This is a genomic window from Klebsiella sp. WP8-S18-ESBL-06 (assembly GCF_014169755.1).
GTDB lineage: Bacteria > Pseudomonadota > Gammaproteobacteria > Enterobacterales > Enterobacteriaceae > Kluyvera > Kluyvera ascorbata_B.
This window is the reverse complement of sequence record NZ_AP022256.1, coordinates 3,891,236-3,912,338: the sequence shown is the minus strand read 5'-3', so window position 1 is coordinate 3,912,338 and position 21,103 is coordinate 3,891,236. Positions and strand designations below refer to the sequence as shown.

The 21,103-nt window shown below is 54.2% G+C and carries 32 protein-coding genes and 3 pseudogenes; 34 read left to right on the top strand and 1 reads right to left on the bottom strand.

The window, feature by feature from the left end; all coding sequences use genetic code 11:
* Positions 1 to 79: 79 nt before the first annotated feature.
* The 12 genes and pseudogenes from H7R76_RS18840 to H7R76_RS18790 form a co-directional block, all read left to right on the top strand.
* Positions 80 to 421: pseudogene (locus H7R76_RS18840) on the top strand (ead/Ea22-like family protein); the annotation flags it as partial.
* Positions 418 to 612 (top strand): hypothetical protein, encoded by a 195-nt coding sequence (locus tag H7R76_RS18835; protein WP_181626464.1) that lies wholly within the window; start codon positions 418 to 420, stop codon positions 610 to 612. The pseudogene H7R76_RS18840 and the gene H7R76_RS18835, both read left to right, overlap by 4 nt.
* A 59-nt stretch (positions 613 to 671) precedes the next feature.
* Positions 672 to 944: pseudogene (locus H7R76_RS25295) on the top strand (dATP/dGTP pyrophosphohydrolase domain-containing protein); the annotation flags it as partial.
* A gap of 132 nt (positions 945 to 1,076) precedes the next feature.
* Complete coding sequence (locus H7R76_RS25290; RefSeq protein WP_410705849.1) at positions 1,077 to 1,241, top strand: DUF551 domain-containing protein; 165 nt, start codon at positions 1,077 to 1,079, stop codon at positions 1,239 to 1,241.
* Positions 1,241 to 1,525 carry a DUF4752 family protein gene (locus H7R76_RS18825; protein WP_181626462.1) on the top strand — a complete coding sequence of 95 codons (285 nt, stop codon included), beginning with the start codon at positions 1,241 to 1,243 and terminating at the stop codon, positions 1,523 to 1,525. The genes H7R76_RS25290 and H7R76_RS18825 overlap by 1 nt, the downstream gene beginning before the upstream one ends.
* A complete protein-coding gene (locus tag H7R76_RS18820; protein ID WP_181626461.1) occupies positions 1,518 to 1,856 on the top strand; it encodes a hypothetical protein in 339 nt (112 codons plus the stop codon). The genes H7R76_RS18825 and H7R76_RS18820 overlap by 8 nt, the downstream gene beginning before the upstream one ends.
* Before the next feature lie 239 nt (positions 1,857 to 2,095).
* Positions 2,096 to 2,539 carry a recombination protein NinB gene (locus H7R76_RS18815; protein WP_096890205.1) on the top strand — a complete coding sequence of 148 codons (444 nt, stop codon included), beginning with the start codon at positions 2,096 to 2,098 and terminating at the stop codon, positions 2,537 to 2,539.
* Positions 2,536 to 3,327, top strand: coding sequence for a hypothetical protein (locus tag H7R76_RS18810; protein ID WP_021241744.1), 792 nt, complete (start codon positions 2,536 to 2,538; stop codon positions 3,325 to 3,327). The genes H7R76_RS18815 and H7R76_RS18810 overlap by 4 nt, the downstream gene beginning before the upstream one ends.
* Complete coding sequence (locus H7R76_RS18805; protein ID WP_021241743.1) at positions 3,327 to 3,608, top strand: DUF1364 family protein; 282 nt, start codon at positions 3,327 to 3,329, stop codon at positions 3,606 to 3,608. Before H7R76_RS18810 ends, H7R76_RS18805 begins: the two co-directional genes overlap by 1 nt.
* Complete coding sequence (locus H7R76_RS18800; RefSeq protein WP_052674422.1) at positions 3,605 to 4,087, top strand: Lrp/AsnC family transcriptional regulator; 483 nt, start codon at positions 3,605 to 3,607, stop codon at positions 4,085 to 4,087. Before H7R76_RS18805 ends, H7R76_RS18800 begins: the two co-directional genes overlap by 4 nt.
* The gene (locus H7R76_RS18795) at positions 4,078 to 4,440 is read left to right on the top strand and encodes a RusA family crossover junction endodeoxyribonuclease (protein ID WP_058690041.1); all 363 of its coding nucleotides are present in this window, start codon (positions 4,078 to 4,080) and stop codon (positions 4,438 to 4,440) included. Before H7R76_RS18800 ends, H7R76_RS18795 begins: the two co-directional genes overlap by 10 nt.
* Positions 4,437 to 5,120 (top strand): hypothetical protein, encoded by a 684-nt coding sequence (locus H7R76_RS18790; RefSeq protein ID WP_121927001.1) that lies wholly within the window; start codon positions 4,437 to 4,439, stop codon positions 5,118 to 5,120. Before H7R76_RS18795 ends, H7R76_RS18790 begins: the two co-directional genes overlap by 4 nt.
* A 196-nt stretch (positions 5,121 to 5,316) precedes the next feature.
* Here the strand turns inward: H7R76_RS18790 and H7R76_RS18785 are convergent, their stop codons facing one another.
* On the bottom strand, positions 5,317 to 6,525 hold the full coding sequence (locus tag H7R76_RS18785) for an IS256 family transposase (protein ID WP_182966115.1): 1,209 nt from the start codon (positions 6,523 to 6,525) through the stop codon (positions 5,317 to 5,319).
* 141 nt (positions 6,526 to 6,666) lie between these two features.
* Here H7R76_RS18785 and H7R76_RS18780 point away from each other — a divergent pair, with 141 nt between their 5' ends.
* The 22 genes and pseudogenes from H7R76_RS18780 to H7R76_RS18680 all read left to right on the top strand — a co-directional run bounded on the left by H7R76_RS18780 (position 6,667) and on the right by H7R76_RS18680 (position 21,103).
* Positions 6,667 to 7,137 (top strand): hypothetical protein, encoded by a 471-nt coding sequence (locus H7R76_RS18780; RefSeq protein ID WP_227673917.1) that lies wholly within the window; start codon positions 6,667 to 6,669, stop codon positions 7,135 to 7,137.
* Positions 7,131 to 8,072: a hypothetical protein gene (locus H7R76_RS18775; RefSeq protein ID WP_182966111.1), complete on the top strand. Its 942-nt coding sequence runs from the start codon at positions 7,131 to 7,133 to the stop codon at positions 8,070 to 8,072. Before H7R76_RS18780 ends, H7R76_RS18775 begins: the two co-directional genes overlap by 7 nt.
* A 125-nt stretch (positions 8,073 to 8,197) precedes the next feature.
* Positions 8,198 to 8,530 (top strand): phage holin, lambda family, encoded by a 333-nt coding sequence (locus tag H7R76_RS18770; RefSeq protein WP_021241738.1) that lies wholly within the window; start codon positions 8,198 to 8,200, stop codon positions 8,528 to 8,530.
* A complete protein-coding gene (locus H7R76_RS18765) occupies positions 8,527 to 9,141 on the top strand; it encodes a glycoside hydrolase family 19 protein (protein WP_182966109.1) in 615 nt (204 codons plus the stop codon). Before H7R76_RS18770 ends, H7R76_RS18765 begins: the two co-directional genes overlap by 4 nt.
* A pseudogene (locus tag H7R76_RS18760) lies at positions 9,138 to 9,407 on the top strand (DUF2570 domain-containing protein); the annotation flags it as partial. The gene H7R76_RS18765 and the pseudogene H7R76_RS18760, both read left to right, overlap by 4 nt.
* Positions 9,349 to 9,693 (top strand): Rz1-like lysis system protein LysC, encoded by a 345-nt coding sequence (lysC, locus tag H7R76_RS24955; RefSeq protein WP_420259142.1) that lies wholly within the window; start codon positions 9,349 to 9,351, stop codon positions 9,691 to 9,693. The pseudogene H7R76_RS18760 and the gene lysC, both read left to right, overlap by 59 nt.
* Entirely contained in the window at positions 9,674 to 9,859 is a 186-nt protein-coding gene (locus tag H7R76_RS18755; protein ID WP_182966107.1) for a hypothetical protein, read from the top strand. The genes lysC and H7R76_RS18755 overlap by 20 nt, the downstream gene beginning before the upstream one ends.
* 2 nt (positions 9,860 to 9,861) lie before the next feature.
* Positions 9,862 to 10,059 (top strand): hypothetical protein, encoded by a 198-nt coding sequence (locus H7R76_RS18750; protein ID WP_182966105.1) that lies wholly within the window; start codon positions 9,862 to 9,864, stop codon positions 10,057 to 10,059.
* A gap of 68 nt (positions 10,060 to 10,127) precedes the next feature.
* Entirely contained in the window at positions 10,128 to 10,748 is a 621-nt protein-coding gene (locus H7R76_RS18745) for a putative metallopeptidase (RefSeq protein WP_182966103.1), read from the top strand.
* 31 nt (positions 10,749 to 10,779) lie between these two features.
* Positions 10,780 to 11,253, top strand: a complete 474-nt coding sequence (locus tag H7R76_RS18740) for a DUF2280 domain-containing protein (RefSeq protein ID WP_182966101.1) — start codon at positions 10,780 to 10,782, stop codon at positions 11,251 to 11,253.
* Positions 11,254 to 11,255: 2 nt separating this feature from the next.
* The gene (locus tag H7R76_RS18735) at positions 11,256 to 12,878 is read left to right on the top strand and encodes a TerL protein (RefSeq protein ID WP_180258128.1); all 1,623 of its coding nucleotides are present in this window, start codon (positions 11,256 to 11,258) and stop codon (positions 12,876 to 12,878) included.
* Positions 12,878 to 14,347: a DUF1073 domain-containing protein gene (locus tag H7R76_RS18730; protein WP_182966099.1), complete on the top strand. Its 1,470-nt coding sequence runs from the start codon at positions 12,878 to 12,880 to the stop codon at positions 14,345 to 14,347. The genes H7R76_RS18735 and H7R76_RS18730 overlap by 1 nt, the downstream gene beginning before the upstream one ends.
* A gap of 13 nt (positions 14,348 to 14,360) precedes the next feature.
* Entirely contained in the window at positions 14,361 to 14,969 is a 609-nt protein-coding gene (locus H7R76_RS18725; RefSeq protein ID WP_001435593.1) for a phage head morphogenesis protein, read from the top strand.
* Positions 14,970 to 14,983: 14 nt separating this feature from the next.
* On the top strand, positions 14,984 to 16,216 hold the full coding sequence (locus H7R76_RS18720) for a DUF2213 domain-containing protein (protein ID WP_182966097.1): 1,233 nt from the start codon (positions 14,984 to 14,986) through the stop codon (positions 16,214 to 16,216).
* A gap of 4 nt (positions 16,217 to 16,220) precedes the next feature.
* Positions 16,221 to 16,724 carry a structural cement protein Gp24 gene (locus H7R76_RS18715; RefSeq protein WP_182966095.1) on the top strand — a complete coding sequence of 168 codons (504 nt, stop codon included), beginning with the start codon at positions 16,221 to 16,223 and terminating at the stop codon, positions 16,722 to 16,724.
* Between the two features lie 11 nt (positions 16,725 to 16,735).
* Complete coding sequence (locus tag H7R76_RS18710) at positions 16,736 to 17,677, top strand: DUF2184 domain-containing protein (RefSeq protein WP_182966093.1); 942 nt, start codon at positions 16,736 to 16,738, stop codon at positions 17,675 to 17,677.
* A gap of 41 nt (positions 17,678 to 17,718) precedes the next feature.
* Positions 17,719 to 18,108, top strand: coding sequence for an STY1053 family phage-associated protein (locus H7R76_RS18705; RefSeq protein WP_182966091.1), 390 nt, complete (start codon positions 17,719 to 17,721; stop codon positions 18,106 to 18,108).
* Positions 18,074 to 18,484, top strand: a complete 411-nt coding sequence (locus H7R76_RS18700) for a DUF4054 domain-containing protein (protein ID WP_182966089.1) — start codon at positions 18,074 to 18,076, stop codon at positions 18,482 to 18,484. Before H7R76_RS18705 ends, H7R76_RS18700 begins: the two co-directional genes overlap by 35 nt.
* Positions 18,481 to 19,029, top strand: coding sequence for a hypothetical protein (locus H7R76_RS18695; protein WP_182966087.1), 549 nt, complete (start codon positions 18,481 to 18,483; stop codon positions 19,027 to 19,029). The genes H7R76_RS18700 and H7R76_RS18695 overlap by 4 nt, the downstream gene beginning before the upstream one ends.
* Positions 19,016 to 19,402, top strand: coding sequence for a head-tail adaptor (locus H7R76_RS18690; protein ID WP_182966085.1), 387 nt, complete (start codon positions 19,016 to 19,018; stop codon positions 19,400 to 19,402). The genes H7R76_RS18695 and H7R76_RS18690 overlap by 14 nt, the downstream gene beginning before the upstream one ends.
* On the top strand, positions 19,395 to 19,946 hold the full coding sequence (locus H7R76_RS18685; protein ID WP_502711063.1) for a phage neck terminator protein: 552 nt from the start codon (positions 19,395 to 19,397) through the stop codon (positions 19,944 to 19,946). Before H7R76_RS18690 ends, H7R76_RS18685 begins: the two co-directional genes overlap by 8 nt.
* Positions 19,947 to 19,948: 2 nt before the next feature.
* Entirely contained in the window at positions 19,949 to 21,103 is a 1,155-nt protein-coding gene (locus tag H7R76_RS18680) for a DUF3383 family protein (RefSeq protein ID WP_182966081.1), read from the top strand.

Below are 21,103 nucleotides of genomic sequence, written 5' to 3'. Positions count from 1 at the left end.
TTGCGCTGAGTCTGCCGCACTGGTGCGTGAACTGGCTACGCAACTGGATGTGCAGCGTGCTCGCGCTGATGTGTTGGCTGACGCAGAGAAGCAGAACGCCGAGCTGAAAGACGAGAACGAGTACATTCGGAATCGCTTCAAAGAGCTTGATCGGATGTTCGGTAAGAACCTGATTGTCATGCAAGCGGCTGTTATCGACTGGCGCACCACCGGCGACGCCAAGAACGGGATGGCATGGATTTTTAACACCCTGCTTGGTCCTGGTGAGCTACCCAACGAGGACGAGAAAGACGCTCAGGCCTACTTTGACCGCGAATACGCGCCACTCGACAAAGAGTTAATGGAATTGCACCAGTGGTTTTGGGAGCGCCATAAGCGCATTGAATCCAAAGGTACTGTTATTCAGGAGGCTGCCCAGTGAACGAAGTATTTGTATTGATCAAGATAACCGCGATGGTCATTGGTATTTCTGTCGCTGTGCTGGGGCTGATGTCATTCGTGATGTGGCAAAACCCGTTTCGCTTCATCAAACCGATGTTTGCCGTAAGGGTTTTGGTGGCGTTAGTAGCATACGCATGGTTCCTTTGCTTTATTCCGGGGGCATCACAATGAACAGGAACACCATCAATATCGGCGAGTCAGCATCATCGGCGCAATTACGCAGGTTGATACGTGATCGGCACGCTGCATGGTCACAGGAAACCTTTGGGGATGTTGGTCCAGTCGGTCCGCTGAAACACCTTGCGAAAGAAGCGCTGGAGGCCGCCGCCGCGCCAGATGATTTATCCGAATGGGCGGATCTCCAGTTCCTCTTGTGGGATGCCCAGCGGCGTGCCGGCATCTCTGACGGCGAAATCACAGCAGCGATGGAAGAAAAACTGAAAGTGAATATGGCGCGCCAGTGGCCTGAACCGAAGGACGGAGAGCCGCGCCAGCATATCCAGAACGATTGGCAGAGTTGTAACCATCTTCTCCCGATTGGCGAGTTACTGAAGCGCCTCAATGAGCAAACGGGCGAAGAGTGGGTAAGCACTACAGATTTAGACTATGGGAAATGGGTGAGATGTAGTGATCGCATGCCAGCAAAAAGGGTAAATGTTCTCGTTTCCGATGCTGGTGGCAACAAATTTATTTGCTGTCATGAAAACGGATTTTGGCGCGATTTTAGGGTTGGTTTTAGTCGCTATGAAATCATTCACTGGATGCCACTGCCAGCAGCACCGCAGCAGGAGGTGATGTGATGAACTCTTTCGCGAAATACACAATTATTGACTGGATTGTCCTCTTTCAGGTGGTGCTCATCTGGTTTTTTATGGCTTACAGGGCAGGGAAATGGATTTTCGGCATAGCACTTCGCAAAGGCTGGCGGTGGTGGAATCGTAAGGATGAGAAGTTGCTGGCTTTGGATTCCTTTTACGAGGCGTTTAACCTTGGGGATATCCAGCCGGGGAATGCCATGGTGGTCACCACTGAAAGTGGTATGACTATTCGCATCCACAAGCCAAAGGGGCCGGATAATGGCTAAAACCGCCGCTGAACGCAAAGCTGCCCAGCGCGCCCGGCAAGCCGCAGCTGGTGGGCGTAAATTTGAGCTCATACTTGATACGCAGGAACTGGAGATGCTGGAACGTAATTGTGTATTACGCCGCCCAGGGCGAGCGCCGTATGAAATGAGCGAATACGTCGCAATGCTGATCCGCCAGGACGATGCCCGCGTTCGTGGTCGCATTAAGTCAATCAGCGCGAACCGCTGCGGTAAATGCGGAGATGCGCTGCCGGTTAAGTCGTGTCCGTGCGACGGTGATTCGCAATGCTGGGTTACGCGTGGTTGGCACGAAACCAAATTGACGGCGTGACATGTCACAATGTAATCAATAACATACAAGCCTCTTCGGGGGCTTTTTTGTCGGCGTTAAATTGCTTTTGCCACAATGCCCAGCCATAATATCCCTGTCAGCCTGAACAACTGACACCCGGACATTCGCGCCACGGAGAACACCATGGCGCAGCACCACCAGCTTAAACACAATCGCCTGACGTTATCCGACGTCAGAGATTTGTCGTATCTGTCGCTTAACCTCTTCGGGGGTGACGCGTGAGCCAACAATTCCACCTCGTTAACGAAAGCGTTAAGCAGAACGCTATCAACTACATTCGTCAGTTGCCAGTCGACAGTAAGCGCCCGCTGATACTCGACGTCAAAGAGTCGACGCGCACCGCTATTCAAAATCGCAAGATGTGGCCGCTACTGAAAGATCTTTCCGACCAGGTTCTCTGGTTCGGCAATAAATACGATTCCGACGACTGGAAAGACCTCATCACCGCGCTGGTGGCGAAGACCAAAAAGCAGGAACAGCGAATGGCCCCCGGGCTTGATGGCGGCGTCGTGATGTTCGGCCAGCGCACCAGCAAAATGACCATTCCCCAGATGGTAGAGGTCATCGAGGCGATTTACTGGTTCGGCACCCAGCAGGGCGTCACCTTCAGCGAACAATCCCGCAATGAAATCGAGTGGGCAAAGCGTTGGGGTGAAAAATGATTACTCACTTCCATGGAACCCCTATTTGGGGGGATTCAGGCTCAGTCCACCGAATTGCCGTAACCGGGGCTGGTGCATTTGTCTCTTACGCCCGACCAGATCAGTTAGCCGCTTCAATTAACCATGCAGTAGAGGTTGGAATTGATAATGGTGCTTTCTCGGCATGGAAGCGTGGTCTCGTTATTGATTGGGTCCAATTCTATCAATGGTTGATCAACTGGTATCACCATCCGAAGGTTAAATTCTTCGTTATCCCGGATGTTGTGGAAGGCGGGGAAGAAGATAACGACACTCTGATAAAGCAGGTGCCATCAATGTTCAAGGATAAGGCGGTTCCAGTATGGCACTTGCATGAGAGCATTGATCGCTTAGTTGAATTGTGCCGAAACTGGCCGCGAGTATGCTTTGGGTCTTCTGGTCAATTCGCAGTTATTCGAACCCGCCAATGGCATGCACGTATGACTGAAGCGTTTGAGGCAATTTATTGCCGTCATAACTTCAGGACGCTGATTCATGGTCTGCGCATGCTCGATGGAAGGGTGCTGGGAAATTACCCATTAACAACAGCAGATAGCACAAATTTAGCCTGCAATGTTCCCAAATTCGACAAAAAATACCCCGAACTAACCCGTGCGATCCGGGAGGCAGATTACTCAAAAGGTTTGAGTGAGAAAGAAGTAAAAGCACTCGTCTTGCGTGGAAGATGCGCAATCATGAAAAACACCATTGAATCAGTTCTGCCACCAACTCCAGAGCGGTGGGCATCCTCGTATCGGGAGGCAGCGTAATGGCTATCTACCGTAGCAAAAAATGGCTCGCTGCTGTCGGAAAGATCGAGCAGTGCGTGTTATGCGGTTCATGGGGGACGCAGGTAGCACATCGCAATGAAGGCAAAGGCATGGGCCTGAAAGCTGATGATTGCGCCACGGCGGCGATCTGCGTTTGCTGCCACGACAGCATCGACAACGGGAGCAAGCTATCGCGCGACGAACGTCGCCAGCTTATGGACCGCGCTATCGTTCTGACCGTTATCCAGATCGCCCGCCTTGGGCTGGTGGTGCCAGCATGAAAATTGACAAAACTGGACGATTGCTTAGCGATAACGCACTTAAAAATATGGGTGGCTCTGGGCGCTTCAAGGCTAAGCATGGGATGAAAAACACGCCGGAATACCGAGCGTGGATTGATATGAAAAACAGGTGTTCTAATCCGAATGTAAGGTCTTATTCAAATTATGGAGGTAGGGGGATCACTGTCTGTAAAGAGTGGGTAGAGAGTTTTGAAGAATTCTTCAAATACGTCGGTCCTCGCCCAGATGGTTACAGTCTTGACAGGATTGACACCAATGGGAACTACGAGCCCGGAAACATTAGATGGGTTACGAATCGCAGCCAACAAAATAATAAAAGAAATACCGTCTTTGTAATGTTTGATGGTCAAAAAATATCAGCCAGTGAGTATGCGAGAGCTGTAGGCATGAAGCCGGACACAGTACACGCAAGAATTCGTCGAGGCTTGAAGCTTGATGGGGCGATCATATGCAAGTGATTTATGAGATTACCCCTGTACCTAAGCCAAGACAAACCCGCGCCGACAAATGGAAAACACGGCCTGCGGTCATGCGTTACCGCGCATTCTGCGATGAAGCACGTCTGCGCAAAATCAATCTCCCTGAGTCCGGCGCGCATATCACCTTCGTTATGCCAATGCCTCCGAGCTGGAGCAAAAAGAAGCGTGAACAGCTCAACGGCAAGCCGCACCAGTCAAAACCAGACTGCGACAACATGCTTAAAGCACTGATGGATGCCCTGTTTGATGATGATTCCAGTGTCTGGGATTGTCGCATTACAAAGCTATGGGGCGAGAAAGGCCAGATCATCATTCGGGAGAACGGACAATGACACGCACCGACATTAACAATTACCAGAAAGCGTCTGTTGAGCGTACCAACCCGCAAAACGCCTGGGTGATGCTGGCAGCAGCACCACGCAGATCTTACCTGGGGAAATACCGCCGACTGACACCATCGCAAAGCCGTTGGGTTCGTTCGTTGCTGAACCACTGGGGCGGCATGTATGGAGGCAGCGGAACAGAGCACCTTTCTGGTGGCGGTGGTATGTGGTCAATGATATTGACCGGCTGGACTGGCGAACAGCAGGAGAGGATCGCTACCGTGCTGTCTGGTCTGCGTAAAATTGGCTATACCGGCGATGTGTTGTTTGAGCAGGCTAAAGCCATCATTTGGCCGAAGAAATCACTTTCTGACCTGATCGGCAACGCCGGGGATCAAGAGGAAGCTGCATTCATGGAGGCTATCATCCTGAAGTCCTTCAAGCCGGGGAATCCCGTGTATGAGATAGGGAAGGACTATTACACCTGGCGGAAAACCATCAATGACATGGCTCGATGGATGCAGTATTACTACGCGCCGTTTCTGACCGAAAAGCAGTGCATTGACCGCGTGCGCTGGTGTATTGAGTTGTTCAATTCTGCTGTCTTCTTCACGTTAAAAGATGAATTAGGCTTCGAAAATGCAAAAACTTGCGAAAAAGACTTGAAAACGAGTTTTGAAACTGCATAATTCAGATATGCTCGGACGTCAAAAGCGAAAGAGCTTACCCACCAGCGGAGATGCCTTGCGCGGAGCGGTGGGAACCACATTTAAGCCCTTGCAGAAATGCAGGGGCTTTTTTATTGGCTCAATGCCACCGGGTGAATAACGTATGCACACGGCGATCATCTGGACCCTGTACATGATTCTGTGTAAATGCCTTTTCTCAGAAGTGACCGTCCAGGCGGTCACCGAACTCGATAATAAAGCGGCTCATCGCCATACGCCAGTCCCTCAGCGGCATCGTCCATTTCTGTGATGCAGCCTGGATTGCCAGCCACACCACCTTTTTCACTGCGTCGTCTGTCGGGAACACCTTACGCTTTTTGATGGCATGCCGGATCACGCTATTCAGCGACTCGATGGCATTCGTGGTGTAGATCACCTTGCGGATGTCTGCCGGGTAAGAGAAGAACGTCGCCAGGTTGGCCCAGTTTGCCTGCCAGCTCCGGCTTATCTGCGGGTAGCGACCGTCCCAGGCGCTGGCGAACGCTTCCAGCGCCTGCTGGCCTGCCTCTTCCGTGGGGGCCTGATAGATGGCCTTCAGGTCGCGGGTGACGGCTTTGTAGTCCTTCCAGGAGACGAACCGCAGGCTGTTGCGTACCATATGCACGATGCACAGCTGGATGCGGGCTTCCGGATACACCGTGTTGATGGCGTCCGGGAAGCCTTTCAGGCCGTCGACACAGGCGATGAGGATATCGTTCAGGCCGCGGTTTTTTAGTTCTGTCAGCACATTGAGCCAGAACTTCGCTCCTTCATTTTCGGCCAGCCACATACCCAGCAGATCTTTCTGGCCTTCGATATTGATACCCAGCGCCAGGAACACGGATTTGTTGATGACGCGACTATCTTGCCGAACTTTAATGACGATACAGTCAAGATAAACAATGGGATAGACGGCATCCAGTGGCCGATTTTGCCATTCGACAACCTGCTCAATGACAGCATCTGTCACCTTTGAGACCAGCGCTGGCGAGACGTCGGCGTCATACAGCTCTTTAAACGCGGCGGCGATTTCGCGGGTGGTCATCCCTTTGGCATACAACGATAAAATCTGGTTATCCATGCCGGTGATCCGGGTCTGGTTCTTCTTCACCAGTTGAGGTTCAAAGGAACCTTCACGATCGCGCGGTGTACGCAACTCCAGCGGGCCATCGCCAGTGATAACGGTCTTTTGGGTATAGCCGTTACGGGCGTTGGTGCCCGGTTTTAGCTGATTTTTATCATAACCGAGATGATGGGTCATTTCGGCATTGAGCGCCGCCTCGACGCTGATTTTCTTCAGCAGGCGATCGAACTGGTTGAGATCCTCAGGGGTTTTGAGATTTTTGGCCAGTTCATTAGCCAGAGCCTGCAACTGTTTTTCGTCCATAAATTAACCTGTTTTTGATGTTGGATTGAACATATCAAAATCAGGCAATTACACAAATCTATGTACAGGCTCATCATCTGCGCTTCTGGCCCGTCCCTTACTCCCGTTGACTGTCAAATAGCTGCACGCTCAGGGCTTCCTGTGATAGCGGTTAATTCATCATGGCGAGCCATACCGGAATGCACCCACATTTACGCTGGCGATCTGCGCTGGTGGGATGTGAACATCCCCGCGCTGCCCGATGGCCCCGAACGCTGGTCATGTAACCTGAGAGCACACACCCGATACGGCGTGAGCCTCTTCCCGACAGATACCAGCGGCACATTCAATTCGGGGCAGAGAGCGATCCTGTTCGCTCACTGGCTCGGTGTCATGCGCATCATCCTGCTCGGCTTCGATTGCTCAATATCAAACGGTAGTCACTGGCACGGCGATCATACAGCCCTTGATAACCCGACATCAGCGAACGTAAAGCGCTGGCATGGCGAGTTTGCCCGGGCTGCGGCGCAGCTGCGTGGAAGTGTCAATATCATCAACAGCAGCCGCCAGACGGCGCTTAATTGCTTTCGTCGTTTACCTCTTGAAGCGGCGATCAGCGAGGTTACATGCTGAATCCTCCGATTTACATCGATGGCATGCTGGGAATGGGAGACACCATTTACCAGCGCGCTTTCGTCAAACAGCTGCCTGCGGGGACATTCATTAAGACGGCATGGCCGGAGCTTTACGAAGACCTGCCAGTAAAAGCTGTCCGAAGTGATACCGCGCTCAGAACGCAGCGAAAAAACGAGTTTCGCAGCTTCGCAAAGTTTTATCCTCCGCCATCGGCACGCCAGACGAAGCGAATCTTTTACGGCCCGGATGATCTGCGGCGCGGTTCGATATTTGATGCCATGCGCCGCCAGTTCGGCGTAACGCCAGCAGCGCTTGATTTACCATCCTTTGGCCCGGCGCAGTTTACGCACCAAAAGCCGATCGCCGTTATTCGACCGGCAACGGTTCGTTCTGAATGGCGTAGCGACTCCCGAAACCCTGACCCCGATTACCTCCTGCGTGCATCGAGAATCCTGCGGAAACATTTCTGCGTGATTAGCGTTGCTGATTTGCAGGACGGGGAAGAGTGGCTGGTGGGTGAAGAACCAGAGGCCGATCTGAAAATGCACGCTGGCGAGCTCAATATCAAAGAGCTGATGCGCCTTGTTGAGCATGCCGCTGTGATGGTTACGCCTGTTGGCTGGGCGCTTCCCGCTGCCATTGCGTACAAAACACCTGTTTACGTTGTCGCTGGTGGGCGCGGTGGGCATAACGCTCCCGAAATAGTCACCGATCCGGCGATGGATTTATCCCGCGTTGGCTGGGCAATCCCGGACAATTATTGTCGCTGCGAAGCGTGGGATCACCACTGCGACAAACGCATCTCCAACTTTGATTCAAAATTCGAGGCCTGGCTGAATGAAGTCGTTTTATCAGGAACTGAACAGCGGGCTGGTATTCCTCCCGGAGCTGGGCATCGGTCGTTATCCGGTTCCGGCATCTCGCCCGTATGACGAGCAGTATTTCGCGAAGTATCAGCAGCTGGCCGATACCGAAACGGGGCGAGCATTAACGCAGTCCAGAATTTGGGTTTATTCCAGTTTCGCACACAGCACCCGCAAACAGGCGAGGTGAACCTATGAATAGCTCTCACGGGATTTTTGAACAAACCATGAAATGGATCGCGCTATATCTGCCGTCAGTTTACGCCGGGTTATGCGCTCTGGGCATCTCCGCGCTTATCGACATACGCGCAGGGAAGCCGAAACTCTACACCGCCACTGGCGCGCTAATCTGCGGCATATTCGCGCTGGCTGTTTCCGCATTGCTGGAATACCTGGGGCTGCCTGCTAATTCAGGGGCATTCGTTGGTGCGCTCGTCGGGTTTGTTGGAGCGGATAGACTGCGTGACATGGCGCTCGCTATCGTTGCCAGACGCGCCGGAGTCGGCAGCACTGAGGAAAATAAATGAATCAATCTCAATTTCAAATGGCGGCTGGTATCAGCGCCGGGTTGGCTGCGCGCTGGTTTCAGCCAGTAGATGCGGCGATGAAAGAATTTGGCATTACAGCACCTGCGGATCAGGCCATGTTCATCGCTCAGGTAGGTCATGAGTCAGGCGGCTTTAGCGCTGTAGTAGAAAATTTGAACTACACACCATCTGCGCTGGTGGCGACCTTCGGAAAGAGGATCACACAGCAGCAGGCTGATGCGCTTGGCAGAACAACCGAACACGCAGCCCGCCAGGATGCTATCGCCAATCTGGTGTATAGCAATCGCCTGGGTAACAAAGCGCCCGGCGACGGCTGGAAATATCGCGGCAGAGGGTTAATTCAAATCACTGGCCTCGACAATTATCGCACCTGCGGGGCGGCGCTGAAGTTAGACCTCGTTACTTCACCTGAACATCTCGAACAGGAGCTTCAGGCAGCACGCTCTGCCGCCTGGTTCTACACATCCAAAGGGTGCATGGCCTACGGTGCCGATATTACTCGTGTTACGCGCATCATTAACGGCGGCCTGAATGGCATTGATGACCGCAAGATCCGCTACAACAAAGCGCGGGCGGCGCTGCTGGTATGAAAATGAGTTATTGGGTGCTCATAGTGACGTTTATCGCCTGTATTGCAGGCGGTCTTGTCTGGTCAGCGGATCACTATCATGGAAAGTTTCTGGAGGAACAGCGTCGCGCTGACGATGCAGAACAGCGTGCTGATTCCTCTGAGACCATCACCGCGAATGTCCTGCGCACCGTAGCAATAACGAACATCATTCTGGAGACAAACCAACATGCCAAGCAGCAGATCGCACTGGAGTCACAGAGAGCCGAGAACGATATCAAAGCTGCTGTTGCGGATGATGATTGTGCTGTTCGTGTTGTGCCTGCTGGCGCAGTTAAGCGGATGCACGAATACGCGAACGGTTTACGTTCCGGTTCCGGTAGTTCCGTTACCAACCAGCCTGACGGCTGAAACACCCCAGCCAGATTTACCCGACCCGTTTACGTGGGGAGCAAGTCTTAATCTGAATGTCGCGTTGCTGTCAGCGCTGGCACAGTGCAACAGGGATAAGGCTGATATCAGGACTTTCGAGAACAACAGGACAGGACAAACCGATGGCACGATTAAACGTTGAAGTTATCCCACCAGACAGCGAGGCGCTGAACGGGATTTTTGCAGAGATTGAGCGCAAATATGCAGATAGGCCACTGACCAGAAAGCTTATTGATGAAATGCAGCGCGAAGCTACTCGGCTGGTACGCCGAATGATTACCACCAAAGTAACCTACCTGAGGGACTGAGAGTGAGCGATAAGAAAAGCATTATCTTTAAAGCAAGTTTTGTGCTGAGCGATGGGAAAAGTGTTCACGGTTTTTCGGCTGATAGCGTGCCAATCACCAATGGTCAGTTTTACGTTGTTAAGGCTACAGAGAAACTTGAAGGTTCGGTTGCTGCCAAAATTTCAGACGTTGTTAGTTACTGTTTTGCCCCTCTTCAGTAACGAGAATCAGCAGACATTCCAGAAGCCCTTCACTGAGGGGCTTCGATAATGGAGCACTGGAATTATTCATGAACAGACCACACCCACCAGCGCATTTTACGATGCCACCTGACCCGAAGCCGTACATCAGCATAATGCCCGCCAGTGACGTTGGCGAGTGGCTGAATCAGCACATCCTGAGCGATGAGGGTGACCTCTACAACCCTGATCACCAGCATTTGCTTGAAGCGGATCTGTGCTTTCTCTGGGCGTCGAACGCTTTCGAGAAGAAAGGGCGTTCCGTGCTGGGGCAGGCGGAAGAAGTGGCAATGCGGGCTGGAGGCTGGCAGAAAGCGCGGATGGAGCAGCAGATGTATGAGTGGTTCGGCAGGGTGCCGCATTTCATCATCACGCTGGCCGCCGATTACTGCTCGCAATGTTCCGATCTGGAATTCTGCGCGCTGATAGAGCACGAGCTTTATCACATCTGCCAGGCGACAGATGAATTTGGCGCGCCGAAGTTCACGCAGGAAGGGCAGCCAAAGCTGAAGCTGCGCGGTCATGACGTGGAAGAGTTTGTGGGCGTGGTTCGCCGTTACGGTGCAAGCCGGGACGTGCAGGAAATGATTGATGCGGCGAATCAGCCAGCGGAGGTTGCTCATCTCGATATTGCCATAGCGTGCGGGACGTGCATGCTGCGACTGGCTTAAATACTGGACTGTATAAGACGAATGGTGATTTATGGCTGCATTAAAACCTGATGTGAAAGCCTTCATCATTCAGTCGCTTGCGTGCTATGACACGCCATCGCAGGTGGTCGAGGCTGTCCAAAAAGAATTCGGGATCAAGATCACCCGCCAGCAGGCTGAATCTCACGACCCCACGAAGGCCAGCGGTAAGACGCTCGCCAAAAAGTGGATCGAGATGTTCCACGCGACGCGCGAACGGTTCCTGACCGAAACCAGCGACATTCCGATCGCGAACAAATCCTATCGCCTCCGCGTGCTTGACCGCATGGCAACCAAAACCGAGGGGATGAAAAACTTCTCCCTGACGGCGCAGCTTATCGAACAGGCCGCGAAAGAGGTTGGCGACGCTTACACCAATAAGCTGAAGGTTGAGAGCACTGGCAAGGATGGCGGCCCGATCAAGACCGAGACGACCAACCTCACCGCAGATCAGGTCGCAGAGATTTACCGCAAGATGATGGGGTGATCATGCCTCTCCCGTTTGAATTCGATTTCAGAAACCCTGATTACCAGATGGTTTTTGAATGGCGGATGGAGCGCTTACAGCGCATTCGCCAGAACCCTGAAATGCTGCCAGCGCTAAAGCAGTTTTACCGCACCAACCCGGCACAGTTCATCATCGACTGGGGTATGACGACTGACCCGCGTAACATCGATTATGGCCTGCCGGTCACCATCCCTTTTCTGCTGTTCCCGAAACAGGAAGAGTGGATTCACTGGATCATGGAGCGGCGCGAACGGCTGGAGAACGGCATCACCGAAAAGAGCCGCGAAATGGGGCTCAGCTGGACGGCGATCGGGCTGGCCTGTTCGCTCTGCCTCTTCAACAAAGAGATGGTTATCGGCTTCGGCTCCCGAAAAGAGGAATACGTCGACAGCACCGGTGACCCGAAGGCGCTGTTCTGGAAGGCACGCAAATTCGTGGAAACGCTGCCCGTCGAGTTTCGCGGTTCGTGGGACGAGAAGAAGCACGCGCCGTATATGCGCGTTGAGTTTCCCGAGACTGGCGCGGTCATCAAAGGCGAGGCTGGCGACAATATCGGTCGTGGTGACCGTACCACGCTCTACCTGGTGGATGAGGCTGCATTCCTCCAGCGGCCCCTGCTGATTGATGCGGCGCTGTCGCAAACCACCCGCTGCCGTATCGACCTGAGTTCGGTTAACGGCATGGCGAACCCGTTCGCGCAGAAGCGTCACGGCGGGAAGATACCGGTATTCACATTCCACTGGCGAAATGACCCGCGCAAGGATGAAGAGTGGTATCGCAGGGAATGCGAGAAAATCGACAATCCGGTGGTGGTGGCGCAGGAACTTGACCTGAACTACAGCGCATCTGCGGAAGGCGTCCTGATCCCGTCCGATTGGGTACAGGCTGCCGTCGACGCTCATATTAAGCTGGGCATCCAGCCAACGGGCAAACGACTGGGCGCTATGGATGTCGCCGACGAAGGCCGGGACAAAAACGCCTTTTCGACCCGTCACGGCTTCCTCCTGGAGAACGTGCGGGAATGGTCCGGCGTGGGCAGCGACATTTACCAGTCCGTTGAGAAGGTCTTCGGCTTCTGCGAACAGGACAACCTCGAAGAGTTTCGCTTCGACGAGGACGGTCTGGGCGCTGGCGTTCGCGGCGATGCGCGCGCCATCAACGAACTGCGCAACGCTGCGCGCAGACCGTCAATACTCGCCACACCGTTTCGCGGTAGCGGCGCAGTGTTTGATCCGGACGATGAAGCGGTGCGCGGCGACAACGGACAGGCCGCCCGCCTGAATAAGGACTTCTTCGCTAACGCCAAGGCCCAGAGCTGGTGGCGGTTACGCAAGCTTTTCCAGAACACCTATCGCGCCGTGGTTGAAAAGATGGCTTACAACCCGGACGAAATCATCTCAATCAGCGGCACTATGGCGAACAAAGACAAACTCATCATCGAGCTGTCGCAGCCGACCTACTCCATTAACGGCGTGGGGAAAATCGTTGTTGATAAACAGCCTGACGGCACCAAGTCGCCGAACCTCGCCGACTCGGTGATGATCAGCTACGCGCCAATGAATTCAGCCCTGAACATCTGGGAGCTGCTAGGGAGACAGGCCTGATGACACGAAACAAACAAGCCTCTCAGCGAACGGCGCAGGCCACCGCTGATGGTTATGAGAACTTTGTCGCCCGCGTGGGGATGCAGACGCCTAACCAGCACTCAGCATCGACCTACCGGGCGAACTTCACCAGCCGCAACCGCATGCTGGTGGAATGGTCCTATCGTTCGTCCTGGATCATCGGCGAAGCGGTCGACGCTATCCCGGACGATATGACCCGCAAGGGCATTCGCATCACTTCGGAGATAGACGCCAAAGACCGTGGCACCCTCGAAGCGCAGCTGGATGAGTTGCAGATCTGGGATGCGCTGAACGATGTGCTGAAATGGTCGCGTCTCTACGGCGGCGCGGTTGGCTTCATCATGATTGAGGGGCAGGCACCAATGACCCCGCTGCGGCTCGAAACCATTGGCGAAGGCAAGTTTAAGGGCATTCTCCCGCTCGACCGCTGGATGATTAACCCGGTACTGACCCGCCGCATTAAAGAGATGGGGCCGGATCTTGGAAAACCAGAGTTTTACGACGTGGTGACAACTGCAACGGGCATCCCGGCCTGGCGCATCCATCACAGCCGCCTGATTCGCTTCGACGGGGTGACGCTACCATTCCAGCAGAAGATGACCGAAAACGAATGGGGAATGTCGGTTGTAGAGCGTATCTGGGATCGGCTTACTGCGTTCGACAGCGCCACTGTCGGCGCGGCGCAGCTTGTCTACAAAGCGCATCTGCGTACCTACAAAGTGAAAAAACTCCGTGAGCTTATTGCGCTGGGTGGCCCCGCGTTCGAAGCGCTGCTGAAGAACATCGATCTGATTCGCAAGTTCCAGAGCAATGAAGGCATGACGCTGATGGATTCCGAAGATACTTTCGAAACCCACCAGTACAGCTTCAGTGGTCTGGATGACATTCTTTCGCAGTTCGCTGAGCAGATCAGCGGTGCCGTCGGCATCCCGCTGGTACGCCTGTTCGGTCAGTCCCCGAAAGGCTTCTCTACTGGTGACGCAGACCTCGCCAACTATTACGACCGGGTGAGCTCGTTGCAGGAGCGTCGCTTACGGCTACCGATGCGCCGGATACTGGACATTATGCACCGCTCGGAACTCGGTAAGCCGCTGCCGGACGATTTCACGTTTGAGTTCAACCCGCTATGGCAAATGTCTGACGTTGACCGCTCAACGGTGGCCGTAAACACCACCACCGCGATCAGCACCGCGCTGGGCGACGGATTGATGACGCGTAAGGGGGCGATGACCGACCTGCGCGAAAACTCTGACGTCACCGGCATCGGGGCATCCATTACCGACGAGGACATAGAGAATGCCGAAGACGAAGCGCCGCCAGGCATCGGCGAACTTGGCGACAAACCGCCAGAGTCGCCAGGCGGAGATCCGATATCGAACGAGCCTACGGCAGATAGCGCGGGCAGTCGGGGATATCGTAAATGGGCGCTACGATGGTTCAAACGATAGCGTCACCGAAATAATGGATGCGCTGGAGCGCTACAGCGAAATCATCACCCCCTGGGCGACGAAGGTTGCTGAGAACTTTACCGCCGACATTGCGCGCCAGAATGAAAAGCAGTGGCGTCAGCACAGCCGGAACATCAGCGCAGAGCTGCGCAACATGGTTGACCGCGCCCCGGTAGGCCAGGTGATGAAATCCATCGTCGCCGAGCAAATTAAGTACATCAAATCTCTGCCTCTTGAGGCCGCCGATCGGGTGTATGACATTCAGAACAAAGCCATCGAGGCCGTTGTGACTGGTGGCCGCGCTGAGCCATTCGCGAAAGAGATAGCGGCGTCAGGTGACGTGTCACGCTCGCGAGCGAACCTTATCGCCCGTACCGAGCTTGGACGCGCAACCGGTGCTCTGGATCAAGCGCGTGCGTTGTCAATCGGTTCGAATGGTTATATCTGGCGTACAGCCGAAGATGGCGATGTCCGGCACTCTCATCGTGAAATGGAGGGCAAGTTTGTCGAATGGGGCCGACCTCCAACGCTTGACGGCATGACCGGTCATGCTGGCGAGCTCCCGAACTGCCGCTGTTACAAAGAGATTGTCTTCCCCAACCCTCATTCTTATCTCGCCTGAATCGCAGGTAAACCATGAAATATTTTTTCAATACCCGGCTGGGGGAAACCCGCTATCAGCTGGCTGACGGCTCTCTGTTGTGTAAAGACGTGCCGATAGGTCGAACGGGTAAGCAGCTCTACGGCGCTGCCGATCTGTCAAACCTCAAACCCGATAAGCTCGGTGAGATAGTCGTAACGCGCTCTCCTGAGCAGGTATTCCACCCGGCCACGCTCGCCTCATTCGAAGGGATGAGCATCACGATCCTGCATCCTGAAGATGAAAACGGGAATGTGCGGCTGGTAAATCCCGAGAACTGGAAAGAGCTTGCGGTCGGGCATCTTCAGAATGTCCGGCGCGGGACGGGTGTGCAGTCTGATTTGATGCTGGCTGACCTTATCGTCAAAGACGAAAACGCCATTCAGCTTATCGAAGATGGCCTGCGCGAAGTGTCGTGCGGCTATGACGCGGAGTACGAGCAGACCGAGCCAGGAAAAGCCGAGCAGGTCGATATTACCGGAAACCATGTGGCTCTTGTCCCTAAAGGCAGAGCCGGAAATCGTTGTGCAATTGGAGACAGAGACACAATGGCAAATCAAAAGAAAAGCTGGTGGACCCGCATGCGCACGGCCATCAAAACGGGTGACGCGGACACCATGAACGAACTGCTGGACTCTGCACCAGCGGCGGTAACGGGTGATGAAGGGGATCTGCCGAGCGGTGTTAACCTCAACATTAACCTTTCACCGCAGCAACCATTGCCGGACAAAAAGCCGGAAATGGGCGGAGAGCCAACCGGTGACGGCGAGGACGATATCAAAACCTTGCTCAAAGCCCTGCTGGCTAAGCTGGAAGGAAATGCGACGGGCGACAACGACAATAAGCCTGACGATAAAGATAAAAAAGAACCAACCGGCGACGGCGAGGACGACGAAGAAGAAACCACGATTACCGGTGACTCTGCTTATCGTGCCGAAGTCATCGTTCCGGGTATCGATCTGAGCCGTAAGGTGAAACCGACCGCGTTCAAACGTGATGTGCTGGCCGCCGCTGACAAAACACTGGTTCGCCAGGTTGTCGGCGATGCGGATATTCGCAAATTGCCTAAGCAATCGGTCGATATGGCGTTTAACGCTGTGTCTGAGATTGCCAAAGGGCGAAACACCCGCAGCACCACGGGCGATGCACAACGCCCAAATATGGGCATGACCAGTATCGCTTCCCTGAACAAACAAAACGCCGACTTCTGGTCTAACCGCAAAGGATAATCCAATGACTGCATATCTGTACCGGATGCCTGTTGGCATTGCCGGGGCTATCTCTCGCCCGCAGGATTTAACCGTCGAACCGGTGATCCTTAAATCCGCTAACGCCTTCGCTGCCTATGGCCTGGCTGGCAAATACGACGCTGACGGCTTTTTCGTACCGCTGGCGGACGGTGACACCGCCGACAAGGTGAAGGGTATCTACGTTCGCCCGTATCCGACCACATCGCAGCCAGACATGGTTCGCCAGGTGGGGACGGATAAGAACTTCCCGGGCAACGCCATGAAACGTGGCTACATGACCGTTAACCTCGGATCTGGCTTCGATGCCAGCACCATCAAAAAAGGCGCGCCTGTATACGTGGTTGTTTCGCTCGATTCGACCATTCACGTGCCGCTGGGCGGCTTTATGTCCACGTCCGTCAGTGGCAAAAACGTGGCGCTGACTAACGCCGAATTCACAGGGGCCGGTGACGCTTACGGCAATGCAGAAATCTCCTGGAAGATTTAAGGAACAGACGAATGATTACTTTTGATCAGGCAACCGTTGATAGCTCTGGTGCCTTTCTCATCGGGGAGCTGGAACGACTCGACCAGACGCTAAACCTGCCGCTGGCGGGTTACACCTGGACCCGCGACATTCAACTGCGTGAAGACGTTTCTATCGCAGATGACATTTCCAGCTGGACTAACACCAGTTTTGGCGCTGCGGGTACTGGCGCAAATCCGAACGGTAAAAACTGGGTAGGCAAAGACTCCACTGCTATTGCTGGCGTGAACGTTGATATCGGCAAAGACGGCAATCCGCTGAACCTCTGGGGCATGGAACTGGGCTGGACCGTTGTAGAGCTGGCAGCAGCTCAGCAGGTAGGCCGCCCGATTGATACCCAGAAGTACGACGGGATGCAGCTCAAATGGCAGATGGACAATGACGAGCAGGTTTACATCGGCGATGATGCGCTCGGCCTGAAAGGTCTGGCAAACCTTGTGGGTGTGACGCTGAACAATGCGCCGAAGACCTGGGCGAACTCTACTAACGACGAGATCCTCGATAGCGTGAACAGCATTCTGTCGAATGCCTGGGCAGCATCCGGTTATTCCGTCGTGCCTTCTGATCTGCGCATTCCGCCAGAACAGTATTCACTGCTGGCGAGCCGTAAAGTTTCCGAAGCGGGTAACCAGTCGCTGCTGACCTATCTGGCTGTGAACACTATCGCTTTCCACCAGAACGGCGTTCCGCTGGAAATCAAAGCGGTTAAATGGCTGAAAGGGCGCGGGGTTGGCGGTAAAGACCGTATGGTCGCCTACACCAACGACAAGAAATACGTGCGCTATCCGCTGGTGCCGTTGCAGAGCGTTCCTATCCAGTATCGCGGTCTGTACCAGATTGCGACCTACTACGGCAAGCTCGGTGCGGTTGAGCCAGTGTACAAAGAAACCCTGTCCTACGTGGACGGTATCTGATAACCAGAACGGCCCCGAAAGGGGCCAAAAGGAAACTGAAAATGGCGAAAGAAAAGCTGGTTACCATCCATGTTCACACTCCGTTTACGCTGACGCTCGGCGATCAGTCAAAACAGGAATTTGGCCGGGGGCGGCATAACGTACCGGAAGAAGTCGCGTCGCACTGGTTCACCCAGGCGCATTCTGAGCTTTCCGAAAGCGTGATTAGCGACACCGATGATCTGCAACCCATTATCGACAGCCTGCAAGCGCAGATTGCCGACAAAGATAAGCAGATCGTCGATAAAGATCAGTTGATTGCCGATCTGAAAGAAGCGCTGCTCAAGTTGCAAGAGCAGAACGACAGCCTGCAAGCGCAGATTGCTGCCGCCCAGATTGGCGGTAATGGGGCGAAAGATGCCAAAGAATCAAAGTCTGCCAACAGTAAGTGATTTCCGCCGTGACTTCCCGCAGTTTTCTGACCCAGTCAAATACCCCGAAGCACAAATCCAGTTTCGTCTTAATCTGGCCGACATACAGCTGATTGGTGAAGGAACAACAGGAAAGCAGCTATTCCCGTATTTTGCTGAATTGTATGTGGCGCATTACATGTATCTATGGGCCGCTGATAGTCGGGCAATGCTCGTTGGTGGTCCTGGCGGCTCAACCAATGGCGTACAGTCCTCCAAATCGGTAGATAAGGTCAGCGTCAGTTATGACACGGGTTCGACACTTAACCCAGACGCTGGTTTTTGGAATAACAGCCGCTACGGTGCAGAACTGTATCAGCTGATCACGATGTTCGGTGCGGGCGGTCGCCAGCTATGAAAAGCGGCGTGAAAGTAACCGCTGATAATTCCCAGGCCATTCTTGACTCTCTGAGGGCGCTGACCAGTAAAGAAGTCCTCATCGGAATCCCGGCTGAGGATAGCGACCGCGAGGATGTGCCATTTGGCAATGCGGGGATCGGTTACCTGAACGAATACGGTTCCCCCGCGCAGAATATCCCGCCGCGTCCACATTTACGTCCTGGAGTTAAGTCAGCTGAGCCGCAGACCGTGCCTGAGTTAAAGGCGGCAGCGCAGGCTGCTCTTGATGGACGGGAGACGTCTGCTGTTCAGTCGCTGGAGCGCGCGGGGCAACTGGCAGTGAATGGAGTCCGTGCATTTATCAATGCTGCGGATTTTGTACCGTTGGCGGATTCCACTGTGCAAGCGCGGGCGCGTCGCGGACGTAAAGGCGCAAAAGCAGAGATGGACAGGCGGCAGGCCGGGGATCTCCCCGGTACTGAATTGGCAAAGCCACTAATCGATACCGGGCAGTATGTTCGGGCCATTACTTACGTTGTGAGGGATAAAAATGCCAAGTCTTGACGTAACCGACGTCCTGTTTGACCCCGATTTCTGCGACACCAATCTTTGGGTAACGCGCAGACAGCAGACGGTAGATGCCGACGGTGTGGGAAGTGATGTCGATGTTAAAACCCAGTTTTCGGGCGTAGTGACCGTTGACCGCTCTCTGGAGAACCGGCGTATGCAGTCTGGCCAGGTTATCAGCGGCGCGATACTGGTGGTAACGACAGAGCGTCTCAGCCAAGGGCAGACAGGGCGCGATGCTGACATCGTGACGTATCAGAATCGCGATTACCGTGTGACGTTTGCTGACCCGTACACCGCTTATGGTACTGGCTTTGTGCAGGCGCACTGTGAACTGCTGCCATTCGATGGAGGAAACCCCATTGAGTAATAACAGCAGTAACGAGGCCGGATGGCTCACCCCGGTGAGCGGTAGCCCAGCATACGACGAAGACCTCGACAGGCTGCTTAGCCGCTGGGTGCGAGCCGTATCAGGGTTACCTGATGGCGTCGTTCGTCCTCGCTGGCAAAAGGACCAACCACCATTGATGCCCGTCGATGTCAACTGGTGTGCCTTCGGCATAACTGAATGGCCAATTGACAACAACCCCGCATTCACCATGCAGACCGAAACCGGCTCTGAGTTATGGCGTCATGAAATCTTTATCGCGATGGCGTCTTTTTACGGACCGGCGGGGATGCGATACGCCTCTGTTTTCAGAGACGGAATTTGCGTTGAGCAAAACAACGCTGAACTGAACCGGCTTGGCCTTTCACTTGGTGATTACAGTGAGATCACTCCTTTTCCTGAGCTCATAAACAACCAGTGGGTTCGGCGCTATGACCTGCGCGTGCAGCTGCGGCGCAAGGTTGTTCGGGAATACAACATTAAATCCATCGTTGACGGCCACGTCACGATTTCTACCGGAGATTGACCATGGCGAAGAAAGGTTTGCCGTTAAATCGTGTTGCGAATACGACCGTAACACTGTCGGCCAAAGCTGCGCAGGGGCGTAACTTCGGATCGATGCTAGTACTGGGTAACTCGACAGTTATCCCAATCAGCGAGCGACTGCGCGCGTATTCTGATCCGGATGATATCGGTGATGACTTCGGCGTGGATAGTGAAGAGTACGCTGCGGCCACCATCTGGTTTTCGCAGTCGCCGCAGCCGACGCTGCTCTATGTCGGCCGATGGGTTGACTCCCTGACGTCTGCTGAATCAGGCACCCCCGAGACGCTGCTGGAAGCGGTTAACGCGCTGCTGGATTACAACTCCTGGTACGGTCTGCATCTGGCGGTGCCGGAGGCTGACTATCCACCCGATGCTGACATCCTGCCGGTGTGCGCTGCGATTGAATCTGCGACGGTATCGCGCATTCTGGCGCTGACTTCTGCTAATGCCACTGTCATGGATGCCTCGGTGTCTACCGATCTGGCTTCTAAGATGAAAGTCGCTAAGTACAGCCGTTCGTTTATCCAGTATTCCTCAACCAGCCGCTACGCGGCGCTGTCGGCGTTCGGCCGAGCGTTTACTGTCGACTTCAACGGCAGTAACACCACGATCACCCTGAAATTCAAGCAGGAGCCGGGTGTCACTTACGAGACCATCGGCACCTCTCAGGCCAATGCGCTGGAAGACAAGAACTGTAACGTTTACGTGTACTACGAAAACGACACCGCCATCCTCGAGCAGGGCGTAATGGCAAACGGTGATTTCTTCGACGAACGCCACGGGCTGGACTGGTTGCAGAACACTGTGCAGACGACGGATTACAACACGCTGTACACCAGCACCACCAAAATCCCACAGACCGATGCGGGGACTACGACTCGCATGGCGAACATCGAATTGGTGCTTGATCAGGCTGTCACCAACGGTCTGTTTGCACCGGGTAAGTGGACTGGCGGCCCGATTGGCCAGTTAAACACTGGTGATACGCTGACCAAAGGCTATTACATGTACGCACCGAGCGTAGATGACCAGCTGCAGGCCGACCGCGAAGCGCGCAAAGGCGTGCCGATTCAGGTGGCTGCTAAGCTGGCGGGCGCTGTGCACTATTCCTCTGTAGCAATCACCGTGGTCCGGTAA

Excerpts from the sequence above, each read along its gene's own strand:
- H7R76_RS25290 (WP_410705849.1), top strand. The coding sequence starts at position 1,077 with ATGCCAGCAAAAAGGGTAAATGTTCTCGTTTCCGATGCTGGTGGCAAC.
- H7R76_RS18825 (WP_181626462.1), top strand. The coding sequence starts at position 1,241 with ATGAACTCTTTCGCGAAATACACAATTATTGACTGGATTGTCCTCTTT.
- H7R76_RS18820 (WP_181626461.1), top strand. The coding sequence starts at position 1,518 with ATGGCTAAAACCGCCGCTGAACGCAAAGCTGCCCAGCGCGCCCGGCAA.
- H7R76_RS18810 (WP_021241744.1), top strand. The coding sequence starts at position 2,536 with ATGATTACTCACTTCCATGGAACCCCTATTTGGGGGGATTCAGGCTCA.
- H7R76_RS18805 (WP_021241743.1), top strand. The coding sequence starts at position 3,327 with ATGGCTATCTACCGTAGCAAAAAATGGCTCGCTGCTGTCGGAAAGATC.
- H7R76_RS18800 (WP_052674422.1), top strand. The coding sequence starts at position 3,605 with ATGAAAATTGACAAAACTGGACGATTGCTTAGCGATAACGCACTTAAA.
- H7R76_RS18795 (WP_058690041.1), top strand. The coding sequence starts at position 4,078 with ATGCAAGTGATTTATGAGATTACCCCTGTACCTAAGCCAAGACAAACC.
- H7R76_RS18790 (WP_121927001.1), top strand. The coding sequence starts at position 4,437 with ATGACACGCACCGACATTAACAATTACCAGAAAGCGTCTGTTGAGCGT.
- H7R76_RS18785 (WP_182966115.1), bottom strand. The coding sequence starts at position 6,525 with ATGGACGAAAAACAGTTGCAGGCTCTGGCTAATGAACTGGCCAAAAAT.
- H7R76_RS18775 (WP_182966111.1), top strand. The coding sequence starts at position 7,131 with ATGCTGAATCCTCCGATTTACATCGATGGCATGCTGGGAATGGGAGAC.
- H7R76_RS18770 (WP_021241738.1), top strand. The coding sequence starts at position 8,198 with ATGAATAGCTCTCACGGGATTTTTGAACAAACCATGAAATGGATCGCG.
- H7R76_RS18765 (WP_182966109.1), top strand. The coding sequence starts at position 8,527 with ATGAATCAATCTCAATTTCAAATGGCGGCTGGTATCAGCGCCGGGTTG.
- lysC (WP_420259142.1), top strand. The coding sequence starts at position 9,349 with ATGCCAAGCAGCAGATCGCACTGGAGTCACAGAGAGCCGAGAACGATA.
- H7R76_RS18755 (WP_182966107.1), top strand. The coding sequence starts at position 9,674 with ATGGCACGATTAAACGTTGAAGTTATCCCACCAGACAGCGAGGCGCTG.
- H7R76_RS18745 (WP_182966103.1), top strand. The coding sequence starts at position 10,128 with ATGAACAGACCACACCCACCAGCGCATTTTACGATGCCACCTGACCCG.
- H7R76_RS18740 (WP_182966101.1), top strand. The coding sequence starts at position 10,780 with ATGGCTGCATTAAAACCTGATGTGAAAGCCTTCATCATTCAGTCGCTT.
- H7R76_RS18735 (WP_180258128.1), top strand. The coding sequence starts at position 11,256 with ATGCCTCTCCCGTTTGAATTCGATTTCAGAAACCCTGATTACCAGATG.
- H7R76_RS18730 (WP_182966099.1), top strand. The coding sequence starts at position 12,878 with ATGACACGAAACAAACAAGCCTCTCAGCGAACGGCGCAGGCCACCGCT.
- H7R76_RS18725 (WP_001435593.1), top strand. The coding sequence starts at position 14,361 with ATGGATGCGCTGGAGCGCTACAGCGAAATCATCACCCCCTGGGCGACG.
- H7R76_RS18720 (WP_182966097.1), top strand. The coding sequence starts at position 14,984 with ATGAAATATTTTTTCAATACCCGGCTGGGGGAAACCCGCTATCAGCTG.
- H7R76_RS18715 (WP_182966095.1), top strand. The coding sequence starts at position 16,221 with ATGACTGCATATCTGTACCGGATGCCTGTTGGCATTGCCGGGGCTATC.
- H7R76_RS18710 (WP_182966093.1), top strand. The coding sequence starts at position 16,736 with ATGATTACTTTTGATCAGGCAACCGTTGATAGCTCTGGTGCCTTTCTC.
- H7R76_RS18705 (WP_182966091.1), top strand. The coding sequence starts at position 17,719 with ATGGCGAAAGAAAAGCTGGTTACCATCCATGTTCACACTCCGTTTACG.
- H7R76_RS18700 (WP_182966089.1), top strand. The coding sequence starts at position 18,074 with ATGCCAAAGAATCAAAGTCTGCCAACAGTAAGTGATTTCCGCCGTGAC.
- H7R76_RS18695 (WP_182966087.1), top strand. The coding sequence starts at position 18,481 with ATGAAAAGCGGCGTGAAAGTAACCGCTGATAATTCCCAGGCCATTCTT.
- H7R76_RS18690 (WP_182966085.1), top strand. The coding sequence starts at position 19,016 with ATGCCAAGTCTTGACGTAACCGACGTCCTGTTTGACCCCGATTTCTGC.
- H7R76_RS18680 (WP_182966081.1), top strand. The coding sequence starts at position 19,949 with ATGGCGAAGAAAGGTTTGCCGTTAAATCGTGTTGCGAATACGACCGTA.